This is a genomic window from Escherichia sp. 20412-1 (genome assembly GCF_003027595.1).
In the GTDB taxonomy this organism is placed as follows: Bacteria; Pseudomonadota; Gammaproteobacteria; order Enterobacterales; family Enterobacteriaceae; genus Escherichia; species Escherichia marmotae.
In genome coordinates this window covers 125084-149322 of record NZ_PYQM01000006.1, presented here as the reverse complement: position 1 = coordinate 149322, position 24239 = coordinate 125084, and the positions used below count along the sequence as shown (strand labels likewise).

The following is a 24239-nucleotide window of genomic DNA, read 5'->3' as shown; positions in this document are numbered from 1 at the left end:
GACAGGTTAATGGGGCTTGAGACGATAACGACTACTGCGTTTACGCAACGTCCCGGCAGAAAAGAGCTGTTCGAGCGCATTTCTGGCTTTTTCCAGCGGCCAGCCAAAGTGGGCGGCAACTTCTCCGACCGTCATTCCCTGACGTACTGATGTTAACAACGCCAACAACTCGTCGGCAGATTCCGTGACGATCGCTGGCGCGCCAGGTTGCTTTAGCTGTCGGTTAAAGCCAGCAACCAGCCACTGGGTGTCATCATCAGGTCGACCAATTTCCTTGCGGCTGATAACTCGCCCGGTACGCATTGCGGCGGCATAACCGGCATCCAGCGCCGCACGACACGCCGCCAGATCGCCTTCCACCACCAGCGTTAAGCGACCGGGGTCAAGCACTTCATGACTGAGCAGACGCACGTTTGCCGCTTTCAGCATGGCATCTGCCGCATCGATTGCGGCGACCATGCCGTCAACTTCCAACAAACCCAGTGCATTGTTCATCGGCAACCTCCGTTACGCACGTTGGATTGGATTACGCGCGATTTCCAGCACTGCATCAGTAAAGGCGTTACAGGCCGCTTTACACGCTGCCTGGCTACCGGTCAAAAATGCCGCTGAATAGTTGGTTTCTGACGGTGGCGGAACATAAGTCACCAGTTGCACATCAGCAGATTTCAACGCAGCATCAATGCCGTAGGTCGCTTCCAGCGGCGGTGCCACCAGATACGCCATCGGATCACCGAGCGTAATGCCCGCAGTGGAAGAGAGATAAGAACCGGTACGCGAAACCACATGAGCGAGGAATGCCGTATCTTGCTTATCGTTCGCCCACTGGAACGCCGCGCCGTTTTCAATATGCGCGACCATCGCATCCAGACCGGCACGCACTTCCGCCGGGTTTGGCCCGCCGAGCATAATCAATACTTCACCGGCAGTCGGTGACGGGCCGTGCGCCGCGCCGGCATACAGCGAGCGACCATACACCACTTCAACCATCGCCTGTTTTGTCGCTTCATCAGCCGCAATGTAGGTGACATCATCAGAATCGGCGGAAATCAGCCCGAGGCTACGAATATGCGGCGGCAATTTCAGTTCACGCGCAAAATCAGCGTTAACGGAGGCAATCACCCGCATGGCAGTGACCGACGGTCGAATCAAATCTAAAGCTGGCATGATGCCTCCTTATCGGGTCATGTTGATGCCGGATGCTTTCTGCTCCAGCATACGTTTCGCCAAATCCACAATGACGGCTGCGGCTTCAACCGGCGGCGTGCCACCCTGGTGAATGTTAGAGATACAGGTGCGATCGGCCTCCACAGTAGTTGCCATACGCGGTGAGTAAACGGCGTAGCAGGAGAGGCTCTCTGACTGCCCTAACCCCGGACGTTCGCCCACCAGCAGGATCACCACTTTCGCGCCAAGAAGCTCGCCAATCTGGTCTTCAATTTTCACGCGACCATAACGCACAAAAAACGGCGTGCCGACTTTCAGCCCCGCATGTTGCAAGCCCGCCATCAGCGGCGGCAGAATTTCTTCGTAGTTCACAGTGATGGCATCCGTAGACAGACCATCGGAGACAACGACCTGCACGTCAGGATTGGCGACACATTGCGCTTTCAAAGCCTCGACGGCTTCCGCACACAGACGACGTCCCAGATCCGGGCGCGTCAGATAAAGGTTTTTGTCGCTAATTTCAGAACGTACTTCCAGCAGCCCCTGCGCTTTCACCCACTCTTCCGGCACCTCTTTCAGCACCGTATCTTTAGAGCGCGAGTGGTCGGCCAGGAAACGCAACAGCGCCTGGGTACGCGGACGCGGACCGGCACGACCGGTACAGACGCGGGCCACGGTGCTGCGGCGCAGTTCGGTTAATACGTCTGCGCGATGCGGATTTTCAACGCCAATCCACGCCTTCGCTTCAGCAGAACCTAAATCCAGCGCGCAGCTTTCCGAGGTCACCGGTGTTGCACAGGTTGTGGTGGCGCATTTTGCTTCTGACGGCGCGGCGGCCGCTTGTCCCATTGACGCCATCACGCTGCGTACAATTTCTTCAATCTGTTTTTGATCCATGATGTGTTATCTCCGCGTCATCAGAAGAACAGTGACGGATCGCCCGCCCGTTTGGTCAGGCGACCGTTTGCCATAATGCCCATGCTTTCCAGCCAGCGTTCAAACTCCGGTGACGGACGCAGATTCAGTAACTGACGCACAGTAGCGGTGTCATGGAACGCCGTGGTCTGGTAGTTGAGCATGATGTCGTCACCCAGTGGCATCCCCATGATGTAGTTGCAGCCTGCGGTAGCGAGCAGGATCATCAGGTTTTCGTTGAGGTTCTGGTCAGCGTCAGCGTGGTTGGTGTAGCAGCAGTCACAGCCCATAGAAATGCCGCTCAGCTTGCCCATAAAGTGATCTTCTAAGCCCGCACGGATAATCTGCCGGTCGTTGTAGAGATACTCCGGCCCAATAAAACCGACCACGGTGTTGACGATAAACGGATCGTAATGACGCGCCAGCCCGTAGTTACGCGCTTCCATCGTCACCTGATCTGCACCGAAGTTGGCACCAGCGGAGAGTGCAGAACCTTGTCCGGTTTCGAAGTAGAGGCAGTTTTCCCCGGCAATACGGTTGAACTCTGCGCCCACTGCGCGGGCTTCGTCCAGCATTGCCAGTTCCACGCCGAACTCTTTCAGCCCTTTCTCGCTGCCACAAATACTCTGGAAAATCAGCCCGCCCGGTGCGCCGCGACGAATCGCTTCAATCTGGGTGGTGACGTGCGCCAGCACGCAGCCCTGAGTCGGAATGTTGAATTTGTCGATCACCCCGTAGATGGTGTCCAGCACGCGGCTTAAGTTTTCCACATCGTCCGTCACCGGGTTGACGCCGATCACCGCATCGCCTACCCCGAAGGAAAGCCCTTCATAGATTTGCGCGGCGATACTTTGTACGTCATCACGGGTATCGTTTGGCTGCAAACGGGCGCTGAAAGTGCCTGGAATACCGATGGTGGTATTGGCCTTTTTGATAATCGGCATTTTCTTTGCGCCGTAGATCAGATCCGCGTTAGAGCAAATCTTCGCCACCGCCGCGACCACTTCCGAGGTCAGCCCTTTACGGGTAAAGGCAATATCATCAACGCTGGTTTCGTCGCTCAGGACGTACTCACGCAGCTCGCTGATGCTCCAGTTTTTAATCTGGTTGTAGGCCGTTTCGTTAACGTCATCCTGAATCAGCCGCGTCACGCAGTCTTCTTCATAGGCAATCACCGGGTTATTGCGGATATCCGCCACGGTCATTTCCGACAACACCTGCTTTGCCGCTACCCGCTCCTGCGAGCTTGTTGCCGCAACCCCCGCCAGCACATCCCCCGAACGCAGTTCGTTGGCCTTCGCCAGCACCTCTTTTACATCCTTGAATTGATAAACATTGCCAAACAATGTGGTCTTTAGTTTCATAAGTCGTTCCCTCAGGAAGGAAATGCGAGTGATTTCACCGTCACCGGCACAACCGATCCGCCAAAAAGAGGCGTACCAATGTCGATATAGTCCCCCGCGCGAACAATCACTTCATCAATGACTGCCAACGGGAGTTGTTGTAGCTGTGGGCGCAACAACATGCCCAGAGCTTTACCAAAGTCCTGCCCGGCCACCACCAGCAGGGGATGCGGATTCGGAAAACGCGCGACGAAATCGACCAGCGCGTTGATGACCGTCAGTACCGCGGCGTAACGCACGGGAAGCCCGGCGGGAAGCGCCAGCACGTACGCGTCAGAGTTGGGATCAAGATCGAGCTGAATCAGCGCCTGTTGCCAGCCATTCACCAGATCCGTTTCATCAATCGGGATCGCCACCGGCAAATTGCGCAGCGGCAGTTGCACGCCCTCCAGCCAGATAGTGCTGCCAGAGAGCGAAAGGGTATGCGCACCCGCGCCAATCACCGTGGCGCGCACGGTTTGCGCCGGAAACTGCACGCGCATCTCACGCAGGCGCGGATGGTCATGCAGCGCTGTTGCCAGCAGCGGCCCAATATCGGCAAAACAGAACGGGTCAGCGGGCTGATGGCGATAACATTCGCCCACGCCGCCAGAAAGAGTAATGATTTCGGGCGTAACGCCTGCGGGCAGCAAACCGGTTTGCATCAATGCCTGCGCGAGCGGCGAGAGCGTTCCTTCAATCACTTCGACAATCAGTTCCGCCATCCGCCGGGTAACCTGCACCAACTGCGCACCGGTCAGTAAACGGGCGTCAGTGCCTGTGCCGAAGCACTCATCCACAATCATCTGCCCCGGTTTATGAGCGTAAATCACGCGCCCCTGGCAGTCGGTTTCCAGCAGCCGACCGCCGACGTTGAGGCAGGCAGTCCCACTGATTTTTCCGGCATCGAACAGGGCGTAGTTCGCCGTGCCGCCACCGATATCGATATTCAGCACCCGACATAACCGTTGTTCAGAGAGTGTTTGCGCTCCGGCACCGTGCCCGGCAATCACCGATTCGAGATGCGGTCCGGCACTGGCGACGACAAAATCGCCCAGCGATTGAGAGAGCGTCATCACCGCCGGACGGGCATTGCGGGTTTTCGCGCTTTCGCCGGTGATAATAATGGCACCGGAATCGACGCTCTCCGGTGCAATGCCCGCAGCCTGATATTGCTCAAGGATTAAAGTTTTCAGTTCCGCTTCTTTTAATCCACCCTGTTTGTCGACAGGGGTAAAGAACACCGGGCTTTGCCAGCTAATTTCGCGTTTGATGAATTCGTAACGCGGCACCTGCGACACTGCCGCACGGTTAACCAGTTCCAGGTGGGAGAAGATCACCTGGGTGGTGGTGGTGCCGATATCGATACCGACGCTCAGTAGCTGGCGAGTGTTCACGATTGCGCCTCCGCTTCGGTTTTAGCCGTGGTCGCATCTTCTTTTGGCACCAGCATCATCGCCACGCCAATCGCCGTAACACCGCCGATCAGCTTGCCGACAATCATCGGGAAGATCATGGCGTTCATGTTGGCAGCGGCGAAACCTAAGTGGTCGCCCAGGGCAAAGGCAGCGGAAACGGCGAAGGCACAGTTGATCACTTTGCCGCGGGTATCCATCTGCTTCATCATGCCGAACATCGGGATATTGTTGGCAAGCGTCGCCACCATACCCGCCGCCGCAATATTGTTCATATTCAGCAGCTTACCGACACTCATCAGCGGTTTTTCAAACCAGCGGGTCAGCAGCAGCACCATCGGGTACGCCCCCAACAGAACGCAGGAAATCGATCCGATCACTTCAATGGCGCGCATCACTTCGCCGGGTTTGTCGCCAGGAGACATAAAGATGGGATCAAGACCGGGGATCAGTTCCCAGCCAAGCAGGAATTTCACCACCGCAGCGGCAAGACCGATGGTGATTAATGCCACGAGAAATTTGGCGAAGATCTGGAAACCGTTGATCATTTTTTCCGGGATGAATTTCAGCCCCAGCGCCACCAGAATCGCGACAATGATCACTGGGATCATATTCATCAGGATCAGCGCGAAGGTAAATTCCACCGGCTGGCCGTTGATCTGCACACCGGAATACATCGCCACCAGACCACCGGCGATACAACCAATCGGAATGGTCACAATACCGGCCAGCACGCCGAGTGCGAGATAACGGCGGTCAGACGGTTCGATGATGCCAAGCGCCACCGGAATGGAAAACACAATCGTTGGCCCCATCATCGACCCGAGAATTAACCCAGAGTATAGCCACGCTGCCACATCGCCGCCCGCCAGTTCTTTGGCGAGGAAGAAGCCGCCCATATCGCACGCCAGCAGTGTTCCGGCGAACATTGACGGGTTTGCGCCGAGCATTTCGTAAACCGGGATGATTACCGGCCCAAGTACGTGTGCCAGTACAGGCGCAAGCGCGGTCATACCGACCATCGCCAGACCCAGAGCGCCCATTGCCATAAAGCCTTCTTCAAACTGGCCGCCCGATCCCTCAATGCTTTTACCGAATTTACCGAGGAAACGCGCTGAACCGCCGAACTGCGACAGAACCCTGTCTACGGCAGCTATCAGCATAAAGAACATCATGATGTACATGATGATTTCATTAATTCCCATCGCCTTTACTCCCTGTTAGTTATTATTTATTGGCGGATGCGGCGTGAACGCCTTATCCGCCCTGCATGTGCAATCCTGTAGGCCGGATAAGACGCGACAAGCGTCGCATCCGGCACTTGTACCACGCCACTGGCGGATGCGGCGTGAACGCCTTATCCGCCCTGCATGTGCAATCCTGTAGGCCGGATAAGATGCGACAAGCGTCGCATCCGGCACTTGTACCACGCCACTGGCGGATGCGGCGTGAACGCCTTATCCGCCCTGCATGTGCAATCCTGTAGGCCGGATAAGACGCGACAAGCGTCGCATCCGGCATCTGCACCGCGCCACTGGCGGATGCGGCGTGAACGCCTTATCCACCCTGCATGTGCAATCCTGTAGGCCGGATAAGATGCGACAAGCGTCGCATCCGGCACTTGTACCACGCCACTGGCGGATGCGGCGTGAACGCCTTATCCGCCCTACATATGCAATCCTGTAGGCCGGATAAGACGCGACGAGCGTCGCATCCGGCATCTGCGCCGCGCCACTGGCGGATGCGGCGTGAACGCCTTATCCGCCCTACATGTGCAATCCTGTAGGCCGGATAAGACGCGACAAGCGTCGCATCCGGCACTTGTACCGCGCCACTGGCGGATGCGGCGTAAACGCCTTATCCGGCCTACATATGCAATCCTGTAGGCCGGATAAGACGCGACAAGCGTCGCATCCGGCACTTGTACCACGCCACTGGCGGATGCGGCGTGAACACCTTATCCGCCCTACATATGCAATCCTGTAGGCCGGATAAGACGCGACAAGCGTCGCATCCGGCATCTGCACCGCGCCACTGGCGGATGCGGCGTGAAGCCTTATCCGCCCTGCATGTGCAATCCTGTAGGCCGGATAAGACGCGACAAGCGTCGCATCCGGCGTTTATTGCGCCGCTGCGTACAGGCTGACAATCTGCTCCAGGCTGGCGGTACGCGGGTTGCTACGCAGACAAATATCTTCCTGCGCGGCCTGCGCCCATGCATCGTAATGCGCAGATGTCGCACCAACATCGCCCAGCCGTTTACCAATCCCAACTTCCACAATCAGCTCACTTACCGCGTTAATAGCGTCACGATCGTCCGATTTTTTAGTTCGCAGCGCCCGACCAACCTGGCTAAAGCGTTCACGACAAACCATTCGGTTAAACTCCATCACCGTTGGCAGCAACATAGCGTTCGCCAGACCGTGCGGAATATGCAGCGCCGCACCCGACTGATGCGCCATCGCGTGACACAACCCAAGCCCCGCGCTGGAAAACGCCATTCCGGCCATACATGAAGCCAGCAACATGCTCTCGCGCGCAGCAAGGTCATGCCCGTAGCCCACCGCTTTCGGCAACGATTTACCGATCATCGCGATTGCGCCAATCGCCAGACTGTCGGTAAACGGTGTGGCGTTCAGCGCGCTGTACGCTTCAATGGCATGAGTTAACGCGTCGATACCGGTCATCGCCGTGACATGCGACGGCACGCCTTCGGTCAGCGCGGCGTCGAGAATGGCAACATCCGGCATCAGCGAAGCATGTGCTAATACCTGCTTGCGCCCGCTCACTGCGTCGATAATCACCGTCACGTTAGTGGTTTCAGAGCCGGTTCCGGCAGTCGTTGGAATGGCAATCAGCGGCAGGCGTGATTGCAGAACGCTGTTTTCTGACATCCCGGCCAGTGTGCTATCGGGGTTCGTCACCAGCAACGCAACGGCTTTCGCTGCATCCAGCACCGAGCCACCGCCAAACGCGATCACCCCATCGCAACCCGATTCACGCAGTTGCGCCACAGCCGCACAAACGTCAGTAATACACGGTTCGCCCACCGGACACGGCCAGAGCGTGATGGCAATTCCTTTGACGGCCAGACTACGCATAAGGCCAGCGGTCATCCCCGCCTGATGTAAAAAGCTGTCTGCCATTACAAACAGATGTTTCAGGCCACGGGTTTGCGCTTGTTGTCCACAACCGCTCACCGCGCCCAGACCGCTGAGCGTCACTGGCGGAACGCTAAATGTTTTTACCCGTTGCAGATTCAGGGTATCGAATGCCTGAAAGAGCGCCGTTTGCAATTCATTTTGCATAGATCCCCTCCGCTTTCTCTCGCCCGCTACTGGCTATCGCCAGCGGGGTCATAAACAAACTGTGCTGCGGTAAATGCACCTGTAATGCCGGGAATTGTTTGCGAAACAGTTCCGCCACGCCCGGTTGCATACAGGAACCACCTGCCAGCCATAAATCAGTAATGCTCTGCCCTGCGATATGTCGGGCGACAATGTCCGCCATTTTTTCGTATACCGGCTTCACCGCAGGCCAAATTTCTTTGCCGTGACCGCGCTTGTAATGCTCCGCCTCTTCCAGCGGAATGCGACGATTTCCGGCGAGGGTCAGAGAGATATGATGTCCGCCAGTCGCTTCATCTGCCGAGTAAGTCACTTTGCCCTGTTTCACAATGGCAATACCGGTGGTGCCACCGCCGATATCCACTACGCCAGCGTTGTCCAGTTGCAGCAGGTCTGCCACCGCCGTTGGCTCATCCAGCACATGACTCACTTCCAGTCCGGCAGATTCCAGCACGTTGATGGAAATACGCGCATCCGTCCCCGGGGGAAATGACGTCGCCGCATGACTAAAACGGCGACCCAATTGCTGCTCAAGGGTGTCAAGATGGCGACGAACAATGGTGACTGCGCCGAAGAAATCCCAGACGATGCCGTCGCGGACCACATCGGCCCAGTCGAGGCATACCGCCACCGGCTGACCGTCGCGGTCGACGACCATTGACACCACATCGCAGGTGCCCAGATCCACCCCCAACCACAGCGGAGATTCCGTCGCCGCTGGCGTCTGGTTACACAACGTTGCCGCTGTTTGCAGACGTGGGGTGAGCCATTGTTCGTCGTGCGCCATCTGTTACTCCTTAAACAATGCGAAACGCATCGACTAATACACAGCGGCGCAGACGAACAAACGTCCGCGCGCTGGTTACCCCTTCACCGGTTGGCGTGGTGATGGTCATCGTGGTCCAGCCTTCTCCGCCCAGCCCCAGCCCGGCAATGCACGACCCGTTCTTGACGAAAATGCTGGTATCAATGGCGTTTGCCATCTGGTTCATGTTGTCGATATTGCGCGAGTGCATTGCCGCCGTGTGGTGGCAACCACCTTCCAGTTTCACCGCCAGCGCAATGGCATCAGCCACGTTGGTGACGCGCACGACAGGCAACACCGGCATCATCAGCTCGGTAACGGCAAAGGGATGTTCTGCAGTGGTTTCCACAAACAGCAAACGCGTTTCTTGCGGGACGTTCAGGCCAATTGCTGCCGCGATTTTCGCCGCGTCACGACCTACCCAGTCACGGCTGACGGTGCCTTTTCCGCGCTCGTCGATATTTTTCAGCAACACAGATTGCAGTTGCTGTGCCTGCTCTGCGGTCAGTTTCACCGCGTGCTGGCCTTCCATCAGGCGCATCAGTTCATCGGCTACGCTATCAACGACAATCAGTACCTTTTCATCGGCACAAATGATGTTGTTATCGAAAGAAGCGCCTTTGACGATGGACTGCGCGGCACGGGCGAGGTCGGCGGTTTCATCCACCACCACCGGCGGATTACCGGCACCTGCGGCAATCAGGCGTTTATTGGTGTGTTTGCGCGCTGCTTCCACTACCGCTTCGCCACCTGTCACCACCAAAAGGCCAATGCCCGGAAACCTGAACAAGCGTTGCGCGGTTTCGATATCCGGATTTGCCACGGTAACCAGTAAATTTTCTGGCCCGCCTGCGGCGACAATCGCCTGGTTGAGTAACGTAATCGCCCGCTGAGAGACTTTTTTCGCCGCCGGATGTGGGGCGAAAATGACGCTGTTGCCCGCGGCGATCAGGCTGATGGCGTTATTAATTACAGTTGCCGCCGGATTGGTTGACGGTGTCACCGAAGCCACCACGCCCCAGGGTGCGTTTTCAATCAAGGTCAGGCCGTTATCACCGGTCAGCACCTGCGGAGAAAGGCATTCAACACCCGGCGTACCGCGCGCCTGAGCGACGTTTTTGGCAAATTTATCGTCAACGCGACCCATGCCGGTTTCACTAACGGCAAGTTCCGCTAAATCTCTGGCGTGCTTTTCGCCTGCTTCACGAATAGCAGCAATGGCTAACTGGCGCATCGCCACACTTTTTAACTCAGGTTGCGCCACTTTAGCAGCCGCAACGGCGTCATCCAGGGAAGCAAAAACGCCCATCTCATGAACGGCGGCGGGCGGTGTATCACTGCTTTGCATTTTCAGCAGCACCGCTTTCACCACCTGTTCAATATCCTGTTGATTCATGATGTTCTGCCTTATTTGTGGAAAATGACCTGACCGCCAGACACCACCTCATCGACAATGCCAATCACGCACAAGTCGACCGGCGACGTTTCGCTTTTATGCGCCTGGCGGGCGGAACTGCCACTCACCAGCAACACCCACTCTCCGGTTCCTGCGCCAATATTGTCGATAGCGACGGCACACTGCCCATCGGGATTTCCCTGTGGATCAATCATTTCCACCATCAGCAATTTGTCATGCGCCAGTCCGTGGTGGCGCACGGTGCAAACAATTTGCCCAGTGACGACAGCCAGTTTCATACCCGCCTCCGTGGCGTATTTCAGGTAAAAGCTCCCCCTACCCTCCGCAGAAGGTAAAATGAACAAGGAGAGAGCGTGACGCCCGAATCGACGTCACACAGGGTGATTACAGGTTGCTGCTGTCGCCTTTCAGGCCGATCGGGAAGACTTCTTCCAGGTCGCCGTGCGGACGCGGGATAACGTGTACGGATACCAGCTCGCCAATACGCTGTGCCGCTGCGGCACCAGCATCGGTCGCGGCTTTACAGGCAGCAACATCACCGCGAACCATTGCAGTCACCAGACCGCCACCAATCTGCTTAACACCAACCAGTTTGACGCGCGCGGCTTTCACCATCGCATCAGAAGCCTCAATCAGTGCAACCAGGCCCCGGGTTTCGATCATTCCTAATGCTTCCATTGTGTTTTCCTCTTTATAGGGGTCCAGAACGGGACCGTTCATTCAACCAGTGTGGGTAAACTGCTTTCGCGGTTCACTTTTGTCTGACGCGGTACGGCGGCCACCAGCGCCAGCTCGATAATTTCCTGCACGCTACAACCACGCGAGAGATCGTGCATCGGCGCGGCAAGTCCTTGTATCAATGGCCCGACGGCACGATATCCGCCAAGTCGTTGTGCGATTTTGTAGCCAATATTTCCCGCCTCTAGCGACGGAAAAACCATCACATTGGCGTTGCCCTGAAGCGGGCTGGCAGGCGCTTTTTGCGCTGCCACTTCCGGCACAAAGGCGGCGTCAAACTGCAACTCGCCATCCACTACCAGTTGTGGCGCGCGTTCACGGATTATTTCTGTCGCCTGCTGAACGTTAGCAACGCAGGGGTGGCGGGCGCTGCCGTTGCTGGAAAATGACAGCATCGCCACGCGCGGCTCTTCTCCGGTGATAGCCCGCCATGTTTCGGCGCTGGCAAGCGCGATATCAGCCAGTTGCGCCGCCGTTGGTTGCGGCACTACGCTGCAATCGGCAAAACCCAACGCCGGGCCGCTGTACTGCGGCAACATCAGGAAAATGGAGGAGAGCGTTTTACAGTCAGGTTGCAAACCAATAATGCGTAATCCGGCACGCAACACATTCGCCGTGGAAGAGAGATTGCCCGCGATACAGACATCCGCTTTACCGGCGCTAACCATCGCGGCGGCGAACATCAACGGGTCGGTGAGTTTTTCCAGCGCATCCGGCGGCGTTTTTTCTCCCGCACGGGTCAGCCAGCGCTGGGCAAATTCTTCCCGCATTGCGAGGTTGCCATGCGGATCAATGGCCTGTAGTCCATCCATCGCCACACCATGAGTGAACGCAAACTGGCGAAGTTCAAACGGACTGGCGACCAGAATGGGCGTCGCCAGGCCTTGCTGATGCAGATATTGCGCAGCTTTCAGCACACGCTGGTCTAACGCATCCGGAAAAACCACTCTGGCGGGCGCTCGCAACGCCAGTTCACGACAACGTTCAATAATCATTGCGTTTCCCCCAGTCGTTGTTGGATCTGTTTCACCGTTAGCGGCTGCTTCGTTACGCTCAAAATCATCATCACGTAAACCGTGCTGGAAAGGCGGTTCAGCGCCTGCAAGATGTCCGGACGCAGTACGTTAAAACTGCGGGTAATAAACACCTGCGCCGCGACGGTTTCGGTTTCCCGCACTTTGGTTCGCAGCAGGTTCAGCAACGCCACATCGCGTCCGTGGCTGGCTTCCGGCACCAGATGATCGTGGTCGAGATAACGCAGCGGCTGGTGAGAAAGCCGATGCAGCTCTTCGTCAGAAAACCCGACAATCGCCTGATCGGCCAGCGGTTCCCCCAACGCATCGGCACGCATAATGTTGCCAAGACGCGAACGGATATCCGCCAGCCACGGCTGCCACGGTTCCGCCAGTTCAATTTGCAGCCACACTGTCAGCGCAATGGTGCTGTCGAGGACAGCGCGAAAACCCAAGCGCGGATCGCTTTTAGCGACCATTTTTTCCGCCGACAGGTGAGTCAGCGTGTCAGGCTTTTTTGCCACCGGCTGGCGACACAGTTCGCAGCACGCTTGCGGATATTCATCGCTACTGGTCAACCCGTGAACACGCTGCGGCTGCTGCAGTTCATCGTCAACAAACAAACTCCCCTGCTCATCAATAAACTTGATGCGCAGATGGCGGCTTTCCAGCAACTCCCGGGCAGAGGGCGTCAGGCGACTGTCCGCAGGGAGATGGATCTCTGCGCCTTCGCTGAGCGTATGGTTTGCTCTTAGCCATGCTTCGGTGATGAAATCTTTCATAGGGATTGCCAGTTCGCCGGCCAGGCGACATACAGGAACTTCACGCTGGATGTCGTACCAAATTCGATGCTGGAACCTTTCGGGATAAACATCACATCGCCCGCTTTGGCGATCATGGTTTCGCCTTCGTGGCGAACATGCAGTTCCCCTTCCAGTACCATGTCGATTTCGTCGTAGTTCAGGGTCCACGGGAAGAAGGCGTTCTCCCACTGCATAAAACCGGCGGCCATGCTGCTGCCGTCGTCTCCGGTCACGAGATCAGTCAAGCCCACGCAGTGCGGTTGTGCGCCATCGAAACGACCAAATTTCACGCTGCCGCCATCAATCACTTTGATGCCGCCTTTGCCGGTCACCGATTTAAAGCTCGGCTGCATTGCGCCCTGCTCCAGCGACTGTTTTTCCTTCATCACTTTTTCCATCAGTTGCGCGACCAGGCTTTCGGTAAACTGGCCTTCCGGTAACTGGGCGATGATGGTTTCGCGGATGCGCTGGTTTTCGGTTTTATCGGCTGGCGCGCTGACGGGAACGGATGCCGTTACCGGCGTCGATTCATCGCACTCGATGATGGTAACCCCCAGCAGGGCCGCCACTTCTCGCGCTTCCGGGGTAATAATGCTGGCACGCAGAACCACGGACATTGCCTGTTCGCCGCGTGAATGTGCTTCACGAATATCATTCGCTGTGATGAGTTTTTTCACCTGCTTCCTCCTGTTCGGTGAGAGATGCCAGATAATCCACCAGTTGCTGCACGCTTTGCGGGTCGTGGCTGTTTAGCGCGAAAATCGGTTCTTCGAAGCCCGTCTCAAGCAATAGCTGTCGCGTAGCGGCGATATCAGCATCTGGCATGTCCGTTTTACTGATGACGGCGATTTGCCGTTTAATAACGCCAATATCCAGCAACCCGACAGGTAATCGGCTTTCCGGGTCATTCGCGCCGTGGACATAGATCAGCATGTCCACATCCTGTAGCGTGGTAATTAAGGCGTGATACAGGCGGGGATGGCTAAAATATTCGCCTGGAGTATCAATATCACCCTTATCATTAAATTCCACAGCCTGCGTTTTTTTGGCGAGAGCGTAATTCCCCTGCAAAGCATTAAAAAGCGTTGTTTTTCCTGCCCCGACGGCCCCCACAAACGCGATTCGTTTCATGAATGCCTCGTATTAACTTTTCGTCATTTCACACAGCGTATAATTTAATAAGCGCCCTAAACCGCTAACGGTTTGTAATAAAGCTTCTTCCACTGCGCCCACCGAGCCATAAATCACCAGAGCACCACTGAAGCGGTCGAGAAAACCAATGTGTACGTCGGCGGCTTTCAATGCTAAATCACCGGCAATCATCGCCGTTTCTCCGGGAGTTAGCGTCATAATGCCGATTGCACCTGCATCCGGAACACCGATTTTCTTCGCCAGTTCCTCGCCAGGGTGCGCAATGAGATGTGCCAGCGTGACCTGTTTCCCGGGCACAAATTCCTGAATGATGCGTTCTTTATCCATGAGTCGCCGCCTGTGAAAAACTTGCGGCTATCGTGACAATTTTTCGTCAGAGTAAATAACAAAATTCGGCAAGCGAGTTTGAAAGGTGAGGTAGATCACTAAGAATGGGGAGATATTTTATGTAATGCATAAATTTTCACGTGCAGCACATGAATATAATTAAATTGATAATTGATTTATTTTTATATGGCGTACTTTATTATTCGAAAAACCAGTAATAATCCCTTCTGATATATTGCGGTAAATCGCTTACCCCGAATAATTCAGGGTAAGCGTGATTTAACATTAAGAATTACAGCGGTTGAGTTTGCGCTTCAACCACGGCCAGCGCCACCATGTTAACGATACGACGCACTGACGCGATTGGCGTTAATACGTGAACCGGTTTTGCCACGCCCATCAGCACCGGGCCGACCGTCACACCTTCCGAGCTGGAAACGCGCAACAAGTTGTAACTAATGCGGGCGGCTTCCATGTTCGGCATCACCAGAATATTGGCGGAACCTTTCAAAGGGCTGTCCGGCATACGGTCGTTGCGAATCGCTTCTACCAGCGCCGCGTCACCATGCATTTCACCATCAATCATCAGTTCAGGAGCACGTTCTCTCACCAGCTCCAGCGCTTTACGCATCTTGCTTGACGACGGGCAGTCAGAAGAGCCGAAGTTGGAATGCGACAGCAGAGCAACGCGCGGCTCAATACCGAAACGACGGACCGTTTCTGCCGCCATCAAGGTGATCTCCGCCAGCTCTTCTGCATCTGGCTCATTATTGACGTAAGTATCAGCAATAAAGGTGTTACCACTCGGCAGCAGCAGCGCGTTCATTGCGCCAGCGGTGTGAACACCATCGCGATAGCCAAACACATTTTTCACCACGCTGAAGTGTTCGTGATATTCGCCCACCGTACCGCAGATCATTGCATCGGCTTCGCCACGCTGAACCATGATCGCGCCGATCACAGTCGGGTTGCTGATCAGAGCACGCTGCGCCTGTTCCTGAGTTACACCACGACGCTTCATGATCTGGAAGTATTCGCTCCAGTACTCTTTAAAGCGCGGATCGGATTCGTTATTGACGATCTCAAAATCAACGCCCGCTTTGATCTGCAAACCCAGTTTCTTAATGCGCATTTCGATCACATTTGGACGACCAATAAGAATTGGTTTTGCCAGTCCCAGCGTTACCAGTTCCTGAGTCGCGTGCAGAACGCGCGCCTCTTCCCCTTCAGGCAGGACAACGCGCTTCGGCGCTTTGCGAGCCTGGGAGAAAATCGGCTTCATAAACAGGTTGGTTTTGTAAACGAACTCGGTCAACTTGTCGATGTAGGCGTCAAAGTCGGCAATCGGGCGCGTCGCCACACCGGACTCCATTGCCGCTTTTGCCACCGCTGGCGCGATCTTGACGATCAGACGTGGATCGAACGGTTTAGGAATAATGTATTCCGGGCCAAAGCTCAGATCCTGATCGCCATAGGCAGAAGCAACCACTTCGCTCTGTTCCGCATGAGCCAGTTCAGCAATTGCGCGTACCGCTGCCAGTTTCATCTCTTCGTTGATGGCCGTTGCGCCAACGTCCAGCGCGCCACGGAAGATGAACGGGAAGCAAAGCACGTTGTTGACCTGGTTCGGATAGTCGGAACGACCGGTACAGATGATGGCGTCCGGACGCACTTCTTTCGCCAGCGGCGGCAGAATTTCCGGTTCCGGGTTCGCCAGCGCCAGAATCATCGGCGCGCGAGCCATTTTCTTCACCATCTCCTGGGTCAGCACTTTCGGGCCGGAACAGCCGAGGAAAATATCCGCGCCTTCAATCACATCGTCGAGGGTACGTTTGCCGTCATCCACAACTGCATATGCCGCTTTGGTTTCCGCCATGTTCGGCTCGCGCCCCTGATAGATAACGCCTTTTGAGTCGCAAACTACGATGTTGTGTTTTTGCAGACCCAGCGCCACCAGCAGGTTCATACAGGCGATTGCCGCTGCACCTGCGCCAGAAACCACCATCCTTACGTCGGAGATATTTTTCTCCACCACGCGCAAGCCGTTGAGGATGGCGGCGGTGCTGATGATTGCCGTACCGTGCTGGTCGTCATGGAATACCGGAATGTTCATTCGCTGGCGCAGTTTCTGCTCAATGTAGAAACATTCTGGCGCTTTAATGTCTTCAAGGTTGATACCACCGAACGTCGGTTCGAGTGCGGCGACCACTTCAATAAATTTATCCGGGTCCAGCTCATCAACTTCGATGTCAAACACATCTATCCCGGCGAATTTCTTAAACAGAACGCCCTTGCCTTCCATTACCGGTTTGCCTGCCAGTGCTCCAATGTTACCGAGCCCCAGCACTGCCGTACCGTTAGAGATCACCGCCACCAGGTTACCGCGCGCTGTATATTTGTAGGCTTTTAACGGATCTTTTTCGATTTCAAGACAAGGCGCGGCGACGCCAGGCGAATAGGCCAGCGCCAGATCACGCTGCGTTGCCAGAGGTTTGGTCGGAGAAACCTGGATTTTCCCTGGGACTGGAAATTCATGGAAATCAAGTGCACTTTGTTTTAACTGGTCATCCATTTGGTTGTTCCTTTCACGTAACGTTCACAAAAATGTGTGGGTTGCTGCCTTCGCCCACAACGTGGCGCACATTATCACCTTGCCGGAGCTTTCAGACTTTGAGCAAGTCCAAACTCTCCACATCGAAATAATGTTTCGGTAATAATCCTATAACACCGATGTTACCTGCTTAATCCAGCAATACCATGCCTGTCTGCTATGCTTTTTTGATGCGTTTCGCGAAATTTGTCAGAAGTGTGAATTAACGCACTCATCTAACACTTTACTTTTCAAGGAGTATTTCCTATGAACGAGTTAGACGGCATCAAACAGTTCACCACGGTCGTGGCAGACAGTGGCGATATTGAGTCCATTCGTCACTACCATCCTCAGGATGCCACCACCAATCCTTCGCTGTTACTCAAGGCTGCCGGATTATCACAATATGAGCATTTAATAGACGATGCTATTGCCTGGGGTAAAAAAAACGGTCAAACCCAGGAACAACAAGTCGTCGCGGCCTGTGACAAACTGGCGGTCAATTTCGGTACAGAAATTCTCAAAATCGTACCCGGTCGTGTGTCGACAGAAGTTGATGCACGCCTCTCTTTTGATAAAGAAAAGAGTATTGAGAAAGCGCGCCATCTGGTGGATTTGTACCAGCAGCAGGGCGTTGAGAAGTCACGCATTCTGATCAAGTTGGCTTCGACATGGGAAGGAATTCGCGCGGCAGAAGAGCTGGAAAAAGAAGGTATTAATTGCAATCTGACGCTGCTGTTTTCCTTTGCTCAGGCACGAGCCTGCGCAGAAGCAGGCGTTTTTCTGATTTCACCGTTTGTGGGCCGTATTTATGACTGGTATCAGGCGCGCAAACCAATGGACCCATATGTGGTAGAAGAAGATCCGGGCGTCAAATCAGTACGCAATATCTACGACTACTATAAACAGCACCGTTACGAAACCATCGTTATGGGCGCAAGTTTCCGCCGTACCGAGCAAATCCTCGCTTTAACCGGTTGTGACCGTCTGACCATCGCGCCGAACTTGCTGAAAGAGTTGCAGGAAAAAGTCTCGCCGGTGGTACGTAAATTAATCCCGCCTTCTCAGCATTTCCCGCGCCCTACCCCTATGAGCGAAGCGGAATTTCGTTGGGAACACAATCAGGATGCGATGGCGGTAGAAAAACTGTCTGAAGGCATCCGCCTGTTCGCTGTCGATCAACGCAAACTGGAAGATCTTCTTGCCGCCAAACTGTAAACCAGCCACGGAGTGTTCTATGTCCCGAAAAGACCTTGCCAATGCGATTCGCGCGCTCAGTATGGATGCGGTGCAAAAAGCCAATTCTGGTCATCCCGGCGCGCCGATGGGCATGGCCGATATTGCCGAAGTGTTGTGGAACGATTTTCTTAAACATAACCCCACCGACCCGACCTGGTATGATCGCGACCGCTTTATTCTCTCTAACGGTCACGCATCGATGCTGCTCTACAGTTTGCTGCATCTGACCGGTTACGACCTGCCGCTGGAAGAGCTGAAGAACTTCCGTCAGCTACATTCAAAAACACCAGGTCACCCGGAGATTGGCTATACGCCGGGCGTGGAAACCACCACGGGGCCGCTGGGTCAGGGGCTGGCGAACGCAGTCGGACTGGCGATAGCAGAACGCACGCTGGCGGCGCAGTTTAACCAGCCGGATCATGAGATTGTCGATCACTTCACTTATGTGTTTATGGGTGATGGTTGCCTGATGGAAGGTATCTCCCATGAGGTCTGTTCACTGGCGGGAACGCTGGGACTCGGTAAGCTGATTGGTTTTTACGATCACAACGGGATTTCGATTGATGGTGAAACTGAAGGCTGGTTTACCGACGATACGGCAAAACGCTTTGAAGCCTATCACTGGCATGTTGTCCACGAAATCGACGGTCACGATCCGCAAGCGGTGAAGGAAGCTATTCTCGAAGCACAAAGCGTGAAAGATAAGCCGTCGCTGATTATCTGCCGCACGGTGATTGGCTTTGGCTCGCCTAATAAAGCGGGTAAAGAAGAGGCGCACGGCGCCCCACTGGGTGAAGAAGAAGTGGCGCTGGCACGGCAAAAACTGGGCTGGCATCATCCACCCTTTGAGATCCCCAAAGAAATTTACCACGCCTGGGATGCCCGCGAAAAAGGCGAAAAAGCGCAGCAGAGCTGGAATGAGAAGTTTGCCGCGTATAAAAAAGCCCATCCACAACTGGCAGAAGAGTTTACCCGCCGGATGAGTGGCGGTTTGCCGAAAGACTGGGAGAAAACGACTCAGAAATATATCAATGAGTTGCAGGCGAATCCGGCGAAAATCGCGACCCGCAAAGCCTCGCAAAATACGCTTAACGCTTACGGCCCAATGCTGCCGGAGCTGCTTGGTGGTTCAGCGGATCTGGCTCCCAGCAACCTCACCATCTGGAAAGGTTCTGTGTCGCTGAAGGAAGATCCAGCAGGGAATTATATTCACTACGGGGTGCGTGAATTTGGTATGACCGCTATCGCCAACGGCATCGCGCACCACGGTGGATTTGTACCGTATACCGCAACGTTCCTGATGTTTGTTGAATATGCCCGCAACGCCGCGCGTATGGCGGCGCTGATGAAAGCGCGGCAGATTATGGTTTATACCCATGACTCGATTGGTCTGGGGGAAGATGGCCCGACGCACCAGGCGGTTGAGCAACTGGCCAGTTTGCGCTTAACGCCGAATTTCAGCACCTGGCGACCGTGCGATCAGGTAGAAGCGGCGGTGGGCTGGAAACTGGCTGTTGAGCGCCATAACGGACCGACGGCGCTGATCCTCTCCAGACAAAATCTGGCCCAGGTGGAACGCACTCCGGAGCAGGTGAAAGAGATTGCTCGTGGCGGTTATGTGTTGAAAGACAGCGGCGGCAAGCCGGATATTATCTTGATTGCTACCGGTTCAGAGATGGAGATTACCCTGCAAGCGGCAGAGAAACTGGCGGGCGAAGGACGCAATGTGCGCGTGGTTTCCTTACCCTCGACGGATATTTTTGACGCCCAGGATGAGGAATATCGTGAGTCGGTGCTGCCCTCAAACGTTTCTGCCCGCGTAGCGGTAGAAGCAGGTATTGCCGATTACTGGTACAAATATGTCGGTCTGAAAGGGGCGATTGTCGGAATGACGGGTTATGGCGAATCTGCTCCGGCGGATAAACTGTTCCCGTTCTTTGGCTTTACTGCCGAGAATATTGTGGCAAAAGCGCATAAGGTGCTTGGGGTAAAAGGCGTCTGATGCTGATTGCCGGATGCTGATTGCCGGATGCGACGCGACGCGTCTTATCCGGCCTGGCGCGTCTTATCCGGCCTGGCGCGTCTTATCAGGCTTACATGTTCCCGCCATGATGTTTAACGGGTGATCCACAACGTGGGCCAGGCGTCTGGTCCATGCCAGTTATCGCAAGTTGGCTCTGCGGCGTAACGCACCAGACGAAAGCGCTGGCCGTCAAAACGCCAGCGAGTCTGGATACCACAATCGCTTAACCCACGCCCTTTCGCTAACGTCACCAGTTCACGCGACTTTTCATCAAATGTCGCGTTCATCAACTCCAGTTCATTCGTCTCCTGACCGTTGTTGAACGGTAAGCGCAACCTTACCGGGCGCGATGCCAGCGGTTTTTTACGCGAAACGATCCACGCCAGATCAATGGTGTTATACGCGCCAGCCTCACAGCCAATCATCATTAATGCCTTGTCGTCGGTCAGCGCCGTGACGCTCACTTCACGACGCAACGGGTCAAGCGAACAACGCAGCCCCTTCATCCGCCAGTTACCGTAATCCAGCAAATCATTACGTTCTTCAAGTGAGAGTGGCGTTGGCGTTGGATTCACTACTGCGACCTCTTTCAGTGCAGGCGCAGGCGGCACGCTAAGCGGCGGCTCATCCCCTTTCTTGATCCACGCGGTTTCACTACCAACGCGCTTTTGTTGGGCATCAATAAATATCAACGCCGCTTTTAAACCGCTCAAAGAAATGGTCTGCTCGCCGTCACGTAAGGTGATTGCCTTCCCATCCTGAACCCTCTTTAAAAACGCGGTGATGGTCGCCGTATCATCGGTCACTAATAACCACGGCGAAATTCGCCACTTATCTCCTATTAATGCCAGCGGCTTTCCATCTAATAGTAGTCGTGGCGCTATCTCCTCTTCCAACGCATCCGGTGATTTCAAACCACCACGCTCAATACGTAAAACGGCGTCGGTATGCGCCCCGGCACTGCGGCTAAGAGTCATCACCAACCCATTGTGATCGCCTGTGTTGCGCGCTACGCAGAAATTTTGATTATTACAAGTAACCTGCCAGTCGGAAAACGTCCGTTGCGCTGGTGCTGCCCACGCTAAAGACGTCGGCAACAAAGCGATAAACATGAGAAGGAAAATGCGATAGCGCATGGACGGTACGACCCCAGAAGTTCAAACAAACAGCACAAGTCGTATCTTCGTTGCGCAGATAGCGCGGCTCAATCGGATTTATCGGATTGAGCCAATAATAATCAGCGAAATATTATTGTTACTTTTCAGTCCATTAAATGTGACGCTTGCAAATAGTTAAGCAATAACACTGTCTTACCGTCACGTATCTCGCCAGTTTTGATCATCTCCAGCGCCTGGCTGAACGGCAGCTCGAGCACTTCAATATCTTCATCTTCTACGCCGCCACCCGCGTTAGCGCGCTGACTGTCACTGTATTCCGCGATAAAAAAGTGGATTAACTCGGTCACACCGCCAGGCGACATATACAGTTCAAATAATTTGCGTACTTCGCCAACTTCATAACCTGTCTCTTCAATCGCTTCTTTGCGAATACAGACTTCCGGTTCATCGTTATCCAGCAGCCCGGCGCAGGTTTCAATCAACTGCCCACTTTCATTGCCATTAACCCAGGTGGCAACGCGGAACTGACGAATCAGCACCACGGTCTTTTTCTTCGCGTTGTACAGAAGGATCGTCGCGCCATTACCGCGATCATAAACCTCACGTTTATGGCGGATCACTTCGCCATCTTTGCGCGTAAGATCATAAGTAATGTTGTGCAGGGTGAAATAGTTATCGGAGAGAATTTTGTCTTTGATAAGGGTGATTTGTTGCGTCATACCGACTCCACAGCGCGAAATGAACTGTTATCTTACGCTGTGAAGTCGGGTTTGTCTGTGTATGAAATTAGTGAGATTTGACTGATTTTACCCCCAGCCAGTCAATAATTCCCTGCGCCGCATGACGCCCTTCCGCCATTGCGGTAACCACCAGATCCGCACCACGCACGGCGTCGCCACCGGCGAAGATTTTCGGGTTCGTCGTCTGGTAACGGTACTGGCTTTCAACGTCCGCCACAATGCGGCCCCATTTATCCACAGTGACACCGTGCGACTCCAGCCACGGCATCCCGTGCGGGTTAAAACCAAACGCCATAATCACCGCGTCGGCTGGCATGACAAATTCACTGCCTTCAACCGGCACCGGACGTCGACGTCCTTGTGCATCCGCTTCACCAAGACGCGTGCGCAGGAAACGAATTCCGCAAACGTGACCTTGTTCATTCAGCTCAAGCGCCACCGGCTGGACGTTAAATTCGAAGTTCGCTCCCTCTTCGCGGGCGTTTTTCACCTCTTTTTTCGAGCCAGGCATGTTAGCTTCGTCACGACGATAGGCACAGGTGACGTTACTCGCGCCGTGACGCAACGCGGTGCGCACACAGTCCATTGCGGTGTCGCCACCGCCCAGTACCACGACATTTAGTCCGGCGGTATTGATAAACGGCTCTTCCGGTAATTCTTCAAGCCCCATCACCTGTTTGGTGTTAGCAATGAGGAACGGCAGAGCGTCATAAACGCCCGGCGCATCTTCATTGGGTAAGCCCGCTTTCATGGAACGGTAAGTACCTACGCCAACGAAGACCGCATCATACTGTTCCAGCAACGCATCCAAAGAGACATCTTTGCCCACTTCACAATTGAGTTCGAAGTGAATTCCCATCGCGCTGAAGATTTCCCGACGACGCGCCAGCAGAGATTTATCCAGTTTAAAAGAAGGAATGCCAAAGGTGAGCAGGCCGCCGATTTCCGGATGGCGATCGTACACCGTCACCTCAACACCGTTACGCGTCAGGACATCCGCACAAGCCAGCCCCGCCGGCCCCGCGCCGATAATCGCCACCCGCTTGTAGACTTTGGTGACGTGGCTTAAGTCAGGCCGCCAGCCTTTCGCCAGCGCCTGATCCGAAATGTAGCGTTCAATGTTGCCGATGGTTACCGCGCCGTGTTCATCGCGAATGGTGCAGGCACCTTCACACAGGCGGTCTTGCGGGCAGACACGCCCGGTAATTTCTGGCAGGGTGTTGGTCTGGTGAGAAAGCTCGACCGCTGCGTCGATGTTTCCGGCTTTCACCAGTTCAATCCACTGTGGAATATGGTTATGCAGCGGGCAAGTCCATTCACAGACGCTGTGTTCACCGCACTTCAGGCAGCGCGAGGCTTCTCGCTGCGCCTGATCGGCACGAAACGGTAGATAAATCTCATCAAAGCCAGTTTTACGCGCTTCAATTGCCAGTTTATCCGGCTCGCCGCGCGCGGGCGTTGCCTGCATTTGCTCAACTTTACTCATCACCGGCATTTCTTGTGCCGTTGTACTGGCATGCCAGGGTTGATGTTCCTGACGAGCGGTGCGTAAGCGGCGGGATTTCGCCATGCCGGATAATGTGGAGTCGGTGACCAGTTGCAACGCATCCGCCGGGCAGTTTTCGACACAGGCGGGGCCGTTTTCTCGCCCTGCGCACAGGTCGCATTTATGCGCTGTAGCTTTCACTTTACCCGCAGCGACGGGGGTCAGGACGATTTGCATGGTGCCAAACGGACAGGCCACCACGCAGGATTTACAGCCAATGCACTTTTGTTGATTGACCTGAATACTGTCATCAACATGGCTGATCGCGCCATTGGGGCAGCTACGGGCACAGGGCGCATCTTCGCAGTGATGGCAGGTTACCGCACTACGCTGTTGCTGATGTTTAATAACCGTAATTCGGGGGTGAAAATGGTGTTGGCTCAAGACATGTTGTTCATCATTGTGAGCCATGACACAGGCGATTTCACAAGCATGACAACCCAGACATTGCTGACTGTTGGCCATAATAAAACGATTCATAACGACCTTCTTTTTTGGTTGT

The 24239-nt window shown here is 54.8% G+C and carries 22 protein-coding genes; 2 read left to right on the top strand and 20 right to left on the bottom strand.

Annotated elements, in window-relative coordinates; translation table 11 throughout:
* Positions 1-6: 6 nt before the first annotated feature.
* The 17 genes from eutK to maeB form a co-directional block, all read right to left on the bottom strand.
* Positions 7-495: an ethanolamine utilization microcompartment protein EutK gene (gene eutK, locus C7B16_RS06985; RefSeq protein WP_001516840.1), complete on the bottom strand. Its 489-nt coding sequence runs from the start codon at positions 493-495 to the stop codon at positions 7-9.
* 12 nt (positions 496-507) lie between these two features.
* Positions 508-1167, bottom strand: coding sequence for an ethanolamine utilization microcompartment protein EutL (gene eutL / locus C7B16_RS06980; protein WP_001111029.1), 660 nt, complete (start codon positions 1165-1167; stop codon positions 508-510).
* Between the two features lie 9 nt (positions 1168-1176).
* A complete protein-coding gene (eutC, locus tag C7B16_RS06975) occupies positions 1177-2064 on the bottom strand; it encodes an ethanolamine ammonia-lyase subunit beta (protein WP_105266010.1) in 888 nt (295 codons plus the stop codon).
* Positions 2065-2084: 20 nt separating this feature from the next.
* The gene (gene eutB / locus C7B16_RS06970) at positions 2085-3446 is read right to left on the bottom strand and encodes an ethanolamine ammonia-lyase subunit alpha (protein WP_001516843.1); all 1362 of its coding nucleotides are present in this window, start codon (positions 3444-3446) and stop codon (positions 2085-2087) included.
* An 11-nt stretch (positions 3447-3457) separates the two neighbouring features.
* Positions 3458-4861: an ethanolamine ammonia-lyase reactivating factor EutA gene (gene eutA / locus C7B16_RS06965; protein ID WP_001097493.1), complete on the bottom strand. Its 1404-nt coding sequence runs from the start codon at positions 4859-4861 to the stop codon at positions 3458-3460.
* Positions 4858-6084, bottom strand: coding sequence for an ethanolamine utilization protein EutH (gene eutH / locus C7B16_RS06960; protein WP_000512411.1), 1227 nt, complete (start codon positions 6082-6084; stop codon positions 4858-4860). The genes eutA and eutH overlap by 4 nt, the downstream gene beginning before the upstream one ends.
* A 915-nt stretch (positions 6085-6999) precedes the next feature.
* Positions 7000-8187, bottom strand: a complete 1188-nt coding sequence (eutG, locus tag C7B16_RS06955) for an ethanolamine utilization ethanol dehydrogenase EutG (protein ID WP_001516845.1) — start codon at positions 8185-8187, stop codon at positions 7000-7002.
* Positions 8177-9013, bottom strand: coding sequence for an ethanolamine utilization protein EutJ (gene eutJ / locus C7B16_RS06950; protein WP_016262237.1), 837 nt, complete (start codon positions 9011-9013; stop codon positions 8177-8179). Before eutJ ends, eutG begins: the two co-directional genes overlap by 11 nt.
* 10 nt (positions 9014-9023) lie before the next feature.
* Entirely contained in the window at positions 9024-10427 is a 1404-nt protein-coding gene (locus tag C7B16_RS06945; RefSeq protein WP_016262238.1) for an aldehyde dehydrogenase family protein, read from the bottom strand.
* Between the two features lie 11 nt (positions 10428-10438).
* Positions 10439-10726 carry an ethanolamine utilization microcompartment protein EutN gene (gene eutN, locus C7B16_RS06940; protein WP_000762196.1) on the bottom strand — a complete coding sequence of 96 codons (288 nt, stop codon included), beginning with the start codon at positions 10724-10726 and terminating at the stop codon, positions 10439-10441.
* Between the two features lie 106 nt (positions 10727-10832).
* Positions 10833-11126: an ethanolamine utilization microcompartment protein EutM gene (gene eutM, locus C7B16_RS06935; protein WP_000387719.1), complete on the bottom strand. Its 294-nt coding sequence runs from the start codon at positions 11124-11126 to the stop codon at positions 10833-10835.
* Between the two features lie 38 nt (positions 11127-11164).
* A complete protein-coding gene (gene pta / locus C7B16_RS06930) occupies positions 11165-12181 on the bottom strand; it encodes a phosphate acetyltransferase (protein WP_000583002.1) in 1017 nt (338 codons plus the stop codon).
* Entirely contained in the window at positions 12178-12981 is an 804-nt protein-coding gene (eutT, locus tag C7B16_RS06925; protein WP_107179519.1) for an ethanolamine utilization cob(I)yrinic acid a,c-diamide adenosyltransferase EutT, read from the bottom strand. The genes pta and eutT overlap by 4 nt, the downstream gene beginning before the upstream one ends.
* Positions 12978-13679, bottom strand: a complete 702-nt coding sequence (gene eutQ, locus C7B16_RS06920) for an ethanolamine utilization acetate kinase EutQ (protein ID WP_107179518.1) — start codon at positions 13677-13679, stop codon at positions 12978-12980. The genes eutT and eutQ overlap by 4 nt, the downstream gene beginning before the upstream one ends.
* Positions 13654-14133, bottom strand: coding sequence for an ethanolamine utilization acetate kinase EutP (gene eutP / locus C7B16_RS06915; protein WP_105267847.1), 480 nt, complete (start codon positions 14131-14133; stop codon positions 13654-13656). Before eutP ends, eutQ begins: the two co-directional genes overlap by 26 nt.
* Before the next feature lie 12 nt (positions 14134-14145).
* Positions 14146-14481 carry an ethanolamine utilization microcompartment protein EutS gene (gene eutS, locus C7B16_RS06910; protein ID WP_000356954.1) on the bottom strand — a complete coding sequence of 112 codons (336 nt, stop codon included), beginning with the start codon at positions 14479-14481 and terminating at the stop codon, positions 14146-14148.
* Positions 14482-14773: 292 nt separating this feature from the next.
* Positions 14774-17053 carry an NADP-dependent oxaloacetate-decarboxylating malate dehydrogenase gene (gene maeB, locus C7B16_RS06905; protein ID WP_107179517.1) on the bottom strand — a complete coding sequence of 760 codons (2280 nt, stop codon included), beginning with the start codon at positions 17051-17053 and terminating at the stop codon, positions 14774-14776.
* A gap of 285 nt (positions 17054-17338) precedes the next feature.
* Between maeB and tal the strand changes: the two genes are divergently transcribed.
* Both tal and tkt read left to right on the top strand, forming a co-directional pair.
* Positions 17339-18289, top strand: coding sequence for a transaldolase (gene tal / locus C7B16_RS06900; protein ID WP_001003730.1), 951 nt, complete (start codon positions 17339-17341; stop codon positions 18287-18289).
* A 19-nt stretch (positions 18290-18308) separates the two neighbouring features.
* Entirely contained in the window at positions 18309-20312 is a 2004-nt protein-coding gene (gene tkt, locus C7B16_RS06895; RefSeq protein WP_001516851.1) for a transketolase, read from the top strand.
* A 113-nt stretch (positions 20313-20425) separates the two neighbouring features.
* Here the strand turns inward: tkt and C7B16_RS06890 are convergent, their stop codons facing one another.
* From C7B16_RS06890 to aegA, 3 genes are all read right to left on the bottom strand, one after another.
* Positions 20426-21469 (bottom strand): DUF1176 domain-containing protein, encoded by a 1044-nt coding sequence (locus C7B16_RS06890; protein ID WP_016249056.1) that lies wholly within the window; start codon positions 21467-21469, stop codon positions 20426-20428.
* 125 nt (positions 21470-21594) lie between these two features.
* Entirely contained in the window at positions 21595-22170 is a 576-nt protein-coding gene (gene nudK, locus C7B16_RS06885; RefSeq protein ID WP_000193712.1) for a GDP-mannose pyrophosphatase NudK, read from the bottom strand.
* A gap of 67 nt (positions 22171-22237) precedes the next feature.
* Positions 22238-24217, bottom strand: a complete 1980-nt coding sequence (gene aegA / locus C7B16_RS06880; RefSeq protein ID WP_107179516.1) for a formate-dependent uric acid utilization protein AegA — start codon at positions 24215-24217, stop codon at positions 22238-22240.
* Positions 24218-24239: the final 22 nt, after the last annotated feature.

Coding starts and splice junctions, on each gene's coding strand:
- eutK (WP_001516840.1), bottom strand. CDS start 495: ATGAACAATGCACTGGGTTTGTTGGAAGTTGACGGCATGGTCGCCGCA.
- eutL (WP_001111029.1), bottom strand. CDS start 1,167: ATGCCAGCTTTAGATTTGATTCGACCGTCGGTCACTGCCATGCGGGTG.
- eutC (WP_105266010.1), bottom strand. CDS start 2,064: ATGGATCAAAAACAGATTGAAGAAATTGTACGCAGCGTGATGGCGTCA.
- eutB (WP_001516843.1), bottom strand. CDS start 3,446: ATGAAACTAAAGACCACATTGTTTGGCAATGTTTATCAATTCAAGGAT.
- eutH (WP_000512411.1), bottom strand. CDS start 6,084: ATGGGAATTAATGAAATCATCATGTACATCATGATGTTCTTTATGCTG.
- eutG (WP_001516845.1), bottom strand. CDS start 8,187: ATGCAAAATGAATTGCAAACGGCGCTCTTTCAGGCATTCGATACCCTG.
- eutJ (WP_016262237.1), bottom strand. CDS start 9,013: ATGGCGCACGACGAACAATGGCTCACCCCACGTCTGCAAACAGCGGCA.
- C7B16_RS06945 (WP_016262238.1), bottom strand. CDS start 10,427: ATGAATCAACAGGATATTGAACAGGTGGTGAAAGCGGTGCTGCTGAAA.
- eutN (WP_000762196.1), bottom strand. CDS start 10,726: ATGAAACTGGCTGTCGTCACTGGGCAAATTGTTTGCACCGTGCGCCAC.
- eutM (WP_000387719.1), bottom strand. CDS start 11,126: ATGGAAGCATTAGGAATGATCGAAACCCGGGGCCTGGTTGCACTGATT.
- pta (WP_000583002.1), bottom strand. CDS start 12,181: ATGATTATTGAACGTTGTCGTGAACTGGCGTTGCGAGCGCCCGCCAGA.
- eutT (WP_107179519.1), bottom strand. CDS start 12,981: ATGAAAGATTTCATCACCGAAGCATGGCTAAGAGCAAACCATACGCTC.
- eutP (WP_105267847.1), bottom strand. CDS start 14,133: ATGAAACGAATCGCGTTTGTGGGGGCCGTCGGGGCAGGAAAAACAACG.
- eutS (WP_000356954.1), bottom strand. CDS start 14,481: ATGGATAAAGAACGCATCATTCAGGAATTTGTGCCCGGGAAACAGGTC.
- maeB (WP_107179517.1), bottom strand. CDS start 17,053: ATGGATGACCAGTTAAAACAAAGTGCACTTGATTTCCATGAATTTCCA.
- tal (WP_001003730.1), top strand. CDS start 17,339: ATGAACGAGTTAGACGGCATCAAACAGTTCACCACGGTCGTGGCAGAC.
- tkt (WP_001516851.1), top strand. CDS start 18,309: ATGTCCCGAAAAGACCTTGCCAATGCGATTCGCGCGCTCAGTATGGAT.
- C7B16_RS06890 (WP_016249056.1), bottom strand. CDS start 21,469: ATGCGCTATCGCATTTTCCTTCTCATGTTTATCGCTTTGTTGCCGACG.
- nudK (WP_000193712.1), bottom strand. CDS start 22,170: ATGACGCAACAAATCACCCTTATCAAAGACAAAATTCTCTCCGATAAC.
- aegA (WP_107179516.1), bottom strand. CDS start 24,217: ATGAATCGTTTTATTATGGCCAACAGTCAGCAATGTCTGGGTTGTCAT.